1 protein-coding gene is annotated in these 5,979 nt (G+C 47.5%); it reads left to right on the top strand.

Translation table 11 applies throughout. The annotated features are described in order from the left end of the window. Positions 1–872 precede the first annotated feature (872 nt). The coding region (locus ACLQ3M_RS12185) for a GLUG motif-containing protein (RefSeq protein ID WP_411677960.1) at positions 873–5,979 on the top strand (5,107 nt) is incomplete at its 3' end.

The raw sequence follows: 5,979 nt of genomic DNA on the forward strand, positions 1-5,979 counted from the left end.
CCTATGCAATGATTGATGTGTACGACTCCAAAAATCATTTCCTGACTCATGCGTCCGTTCGCATTATCGTAAAAGGAGAAACGACAAAGCCTTACGGCAATTCCTGGCGCCAGTTTGGAATCTTTTAGCCAAAACCGTCATTAAATCTTAACCCAAGAGCCCCTTTAGAGGTTTTCCGGAAAATGAGTAACACTTTTTCCGTCTACCTCGTAAAGGGGCCTTTCTGTAGTGCATTTTAAATTAAGTCTATCTTTTTATATTTGTAATCGAAACGAAGGGAAAATTCGCGCATTTTGTCTATGATTTCTCTTGTAATATCATTTTATTAATTTGCGGTAAGTTTTAGATCCATTATTAATAAAGGTATTGTCGGAATTTTACTTGAAAAGCAATTAGAATAGCATTTAGGAAATCCACATAGGAACCAGCCGCGTTAACAAAACATAATCCATTTTTAATAGGCTCAGTTGCAAATAAAATCAAATAAGCGTTTAGTCCCCAAAATGTTTTTTCGGACTTAGCAAAGTTTGGAATGAATGTAGGTGCATTCATTTGTGGATTACATATAAGCAAAAACTGCAATTATAAACAGGAGAATTTTGAAGTCAACATGAATAAAAGATATTTCTAATGACTCTGATGAAATATAATCAAAAAAGTCTATGCTTGAGCAAATAAGCACGCCACAGGGTTTAACAAAAAAATAATGCATCTCGCCCATTGTTAAAAATTTTGTTCCGAAACAGGGGATTTTGCCGGTTTTTGTTGTGCTTCTGTTGTGCATGGGGGAATATCATAGAAATAGAGAATGAAAAATTTAGGGGAATTATGTCGCAACTTTCTATTTGTGTGATACTGGAGGAATTTAAGAAATGACAGAAAAAGTAAAAAAACATCTCTGGAGCTGGAAGCCGATCCTGGCTTTTAAACAGACGGGAAAAAAAGCTTTGGCGCTGCTGCTGTCCGCGGCGCTGGTCATTACAACCATGCCGGTGATTCAGATGCCCGTGAGCGCAGAGGAGACCGCCGACGCTGCGGTACAGGATTCCGGCTACATTGCAGGCAAAGACGGATTTCACGTTGTTGCGTACGACGAATCCGCACGGATTGAAATTCCGTTTGTGAGCGGCGCAAAAAATTACAAGGTATATCTCTCACAAACGGAAGGATTAACGGACTTTTCCGGCGCTTCCTGTGTACTGAACAGCGATACCTATCAATCGTATACATATGCGGTTAACGGGAACAAGGACGCGGCGAACGACTCAAAAACCATCTCTATTGGCTATTCGGACAGCGAAGACAATACATATGATTTTTATCTGGTCACAAACGACGGTTCCGCCGACACGGTTCAGGATTCCGCCGAGGTAAAAACCCGCTCAACTGCGGATGCGACCTGGACAACGCCGGGCCACTACGACACCGGCTGGTACGGTGACGGTTCGGCAAGTGAGTTTACCATCAAAACGGCGGCGCAGTTGGCGGGCCTTGCGGTTTTGACCGACGGACTGAACGGTGAAACAACTACGGACTTTACCGGCAAAACCATTCATCTGGCTTCTTCGGTCGACCTGTCCGCTTATTTATGGACGCCAATTGGGACATCCGACAATCATTTTTGCGGCTCTTTTGACGGCGGAAATTATGACGGCGGGAAGTATACCGTCCAAAACGTTGTTACCGGTCTGCACACGAATGACAGTAAGCCATCCTATCAGGGCCTGTTTGGGGATGTGGGCAATGGCTTCATCATACAAAATGTCGGTGTGGTCAGCGGCAATATAAACGGCTGTAAATATGTCGGCGGCGTTGTGGGATATGCCTCCAACGGGACCCTTTCAAACAGCTACCAAACCGGTACGGTCAGCAGTTCCGGTTCGTATTCGTATAGCGGCGGCGTCATCGGCTATGCTGCAGACGATACGGTGACAAATTGCTATAACACCGGTTCGGTCCGAGGGGATAGTGTTGGCGGCATCGCGGGCTTCTTTGGAGGCAGTACGGTGACAAACTGCTATAACACAGGCGCGGTCAGCAGTACAGGGGAACGTATCGGCGGCGTCGTGAGCGATGCTACCAATAGCACAATGACGAACTGCTACAACACCGGCGCGGTCAGTGGTTCCGGCCGGTATGTCGGCGGCATCGTGAGCGCGATCTCTTCCGGCTCCAGTCTGACGAACTGCTACAACACCGGCGCGGTCAGTGGTTCTAGCAAGTATGTCGGCGGCATCGTGAGCATGATCAATTTCGGATCCAGTCTGACGAACTGCTACAACACCGGCGCGGTCAGCGGCACAGGGGATAATGTCGGCGGCGTTGCGGGAAGTGCGTCAGGGCAAACCACAAACTGCTATAACATCGGCGCGGTCAGCGGTAAAGGGGATAATGTCGGCGGCGTTGCGGGAAGTGCGTCAGGGCAAACCACAAACTGCTATAACACCGGCGCGGTCAGCGGCACAGGGGATAATGTCGGCGGCGTCGCCGGCTCCTCTTCCCGGACGATCAAAAACGCTTACAGTATTGGGCAAGTGAACGGTGTTTTAGGGGGTCAGTATTATAATTCAACTGGTACGCTGGATTCCTCAGTTTCAAGTAAAGATGACTTAATCAACAAAGTTATTTCCGATGATGGTTCTGACTTTATCGCTTCGCCGACGAACTATGCACAGTATCCTCTTTACGACCATAAAGAGAACGGCTTATTCAAAGACACAAATCCGGTCAATCAGGGTTATCCGGTTCTGCGTTCGTTTGGTTATACGGATAGTACGGATGCAAAAGGATTTTCTCCCGCAACCATAACAGTCGAAGATGGTAAGATTACCGTTGACAGTGATTACGGCGACGGAACGGAATCAAAGCCGTATATCATCCGCAACGCGTACCAGATGGATTTGGTGCGCAGCTATACTCAAACAAAAGATGTCTATTTTAAACTTGCCGGGAATGTTGATATTTCTCCCGCCCAGTACAACAAAACACCCGACGAAAACGGCAGCTGGACTTCATCGGACAGCTGGAAAGCAATCGGTGACCAATTTGACCATTTCAAAGGTAATCTGGACGGAAATCACTGCACGATTTCCGGAATGTTTCTTTCTTCCGGCGGAGTGCTAGACGATGCTGAGGGCTTGTTTGCATATACCGTGTGGGGTACCATTCAAGACCTTGGCACAGCCGCCTCGAATATGACGGCTAATGGAAAAAGGTTCACTTATTTAGGAAGCATTGCGGGGTTTGGCTCCGGAACCATTCGAAATTGCTACAACGCAGGAACAGTCAGCAGTTACGGTAGCACATCGACGTGTGAGCTTGGCGGAATTGTCGGTCGGGCTAATTATTATGATAGTAGTGAAAGTGCTTTTATTTCTACTACGTTCGAAAATTGCTACAATTCAGGGACAGTCATAGGAAATGGTAATAACGCTATCATTGGAGGCGTTGTTGGATGTTCGGATAATCATATAAGTGGGGTTGAGTATCAGTCAACACTTTCCTGCTGCTATAATTCCGGAGCAGTTACCGGTTCTAGCCCTGAAAACAGTGGCACTACTGGCGGCGTCGCTGGTCTGTGGTACGGCAGTTTTACGGACAGCTTCAATGTAGGAAAAGTCAGTTCTACGAGTTCTACAAGTTCTCCGTGTTGTACTGGGGGCGTTGCCGGCAAAGTAATTGCAGCATCAGATACCAATAATATTCAGAAGAACTGTTACAACCTTGGCACAGTTAGCAATGATGGTACAGATAATTGGAGCGGCGGTGTATTTGGCAACTGCGGAGGCAGCCTTTATACCACAACGGGGCTGGTCAGCAATTGCTATAATGCAGGAACGGTCTACACTGACGGTGCAGCCGGCGGTGTAGCCGGCGGCATTTACCACGCTGACGTTCAGAATTGCTATAACATTGGAAAAGTTAACGGAATATCGGATGTTGGAGGCATTGGCGGCGGTGTGGGCAATGCTACCCTCCAGAGCTGCTATAACACCGGAGTGATTGACGCGAGGTCTCAGACAAAAGGCATTGGCATTGGCGGCATTGCAGGATATTTGTCCGGTAAGATAACAAACTGTTATAATACCGCTGTAATCCACAGTTCTTCAGACAAGGTCGGCGGCATTGCAGGCCAAGTCGGCAACTCCGCTGAAACCGATCCCTCAGTAATCAGCACCTGCTATAATACAGGGAATTTGGATATTGGTAGCGGTAGCGATATGCATGATGTTGGCGGAATAGTTGGTGATTTAGGAGATAATTCGGTTTCCCTCTGCTATAACCTTGGAAATGTCCACTCCAGAGGCGGCATTATGGGTAATACAGTGTATGGTGCGTCGGTTTCCAAGTGCTATTACACCAATACATCCGGCGGCGGAGGTTTTGATGATAGTGGCACGACTGCCTTTATATCCTATAAAAGCCAGATGGATAAGGGCAGCACAGCAGATATGAAAGAAGTTGCCTTTGCGGATTTAGACCCGGATTTTAAAGCCGCGTTTGGAATTACCGACGTTCAGTATCCGGATGGATATGAATCCTCCGACACGGATGTTTTAACGGTAAAGGATAAAACCGTAACAGCCGTGGAGGTCGGGGATGCAGAGGTCAGAGGAACAGCGGGCGAACATTCCAATGCTAAAATCATCATTTCACAAAATGCGCTGAATATGACCGACGCATCCGGATTTAAAGATGCGGGAACGGAGAAGGTCTCTAATGTGGTCGGTTTACCGGTGAGTGTTGTGGTTTTGCCGAAATTCACCGCCTTTTCCGTCAAAGCGGGTGACGGTAAGAATTATACAGGGAAAATTGATAATTCAAAAAATACTGTTTGGGTTAAGGTCCCGGATGGGACGGACATCAGCAGCCTGGTTGCGACGTTTACCGTGAACGCCGATGCCGGGGATGTATCTGTATATGCCGATGGCAAAGAACAAAAAAGCGGCAGTACACAAATTGATTTTTCAGAGGATAAAACATACAGCATTTCTGGAAAGAGCGGATATCGCGATTATACGGTCGTGGTTGCGCCGGAAAGCAAATCCCTTGCCGGGATAGACGATTACAGCATTGAAATTGGCGACAGCGATTACGCCGGAACCATTGACGAAGACAAAAAGACAATCAGTGTAACGGTGCCCTATGGAACAGATTTGACGAAACTGGTCGCTGACTTTTCCGCATCCAACGGGTCGGACGTCACGGTCGGCGAAGCCGCGCAGGAAAGCGGTACGACGGAAAACGACTTCAGCAGTCCGGTTTCCTACAAGGTGACAGGGCTTGACAAATCAACAGAGACTTACACGGTCAAAGTCACTTGTGCCGATAAATCAGAAAAGAGCCTGACCCATTTCGAACTTTCTGACGGCGACGATACCTATCAGGGGAAAATTGATCAGAAAGATCACACCATTACCGTGATCGTATCGGAAGATTCGAATGTCTCCAGCCTGATTGCCGCTTTTGACACCCTGGCGCCGAATGTGAAAGTGGGAGACAAGGAGCAGACAAGTGGAACAACAGCAAACGACTTTACCAACACGGTTACTTACACTGTGACCGCAGCGGATGATTCCACGCAGGATTACAAGGTAACCGTTACGGTTGAGGGAGAATCTTCGTGCGGGTTCCAGTCCTTTTCTTTGACAGACAAAGACGACAACACCTATACCGGAACCATTGATAAAGAAAAACACACCATCGCGGTCACCGTTCCTTCCGGGACGGACGTCACGGAACTGATCGCGAAATTTGAAGCAACCGCCGATGCGACCGTTACAGTTGAAAAAAGCAAGCAGGAAAGCGGAACGACGAAAAACGATTTTACCGACTCGGTCACCTATACGGTTAAAGCGGCGGACGGAACAACGCAGGACTACAAGGTGACTGTAAAAGTGGCAAGCGGAGCCGAATTCCAATCCTATTCTCTGAAAGAGAAAGACGGAAGCGACTATTATACCGGAACCATTGACAAAG

Origin of the sequence: Caproicibacter sp. (assembly GCF_046707225.1) — a bacterium.
Taxonomy (GTDB): Bacteria; Bacillota; Clostridia; order Oscillospirales; family Acutalibacteraceae; genus Caproicibacter.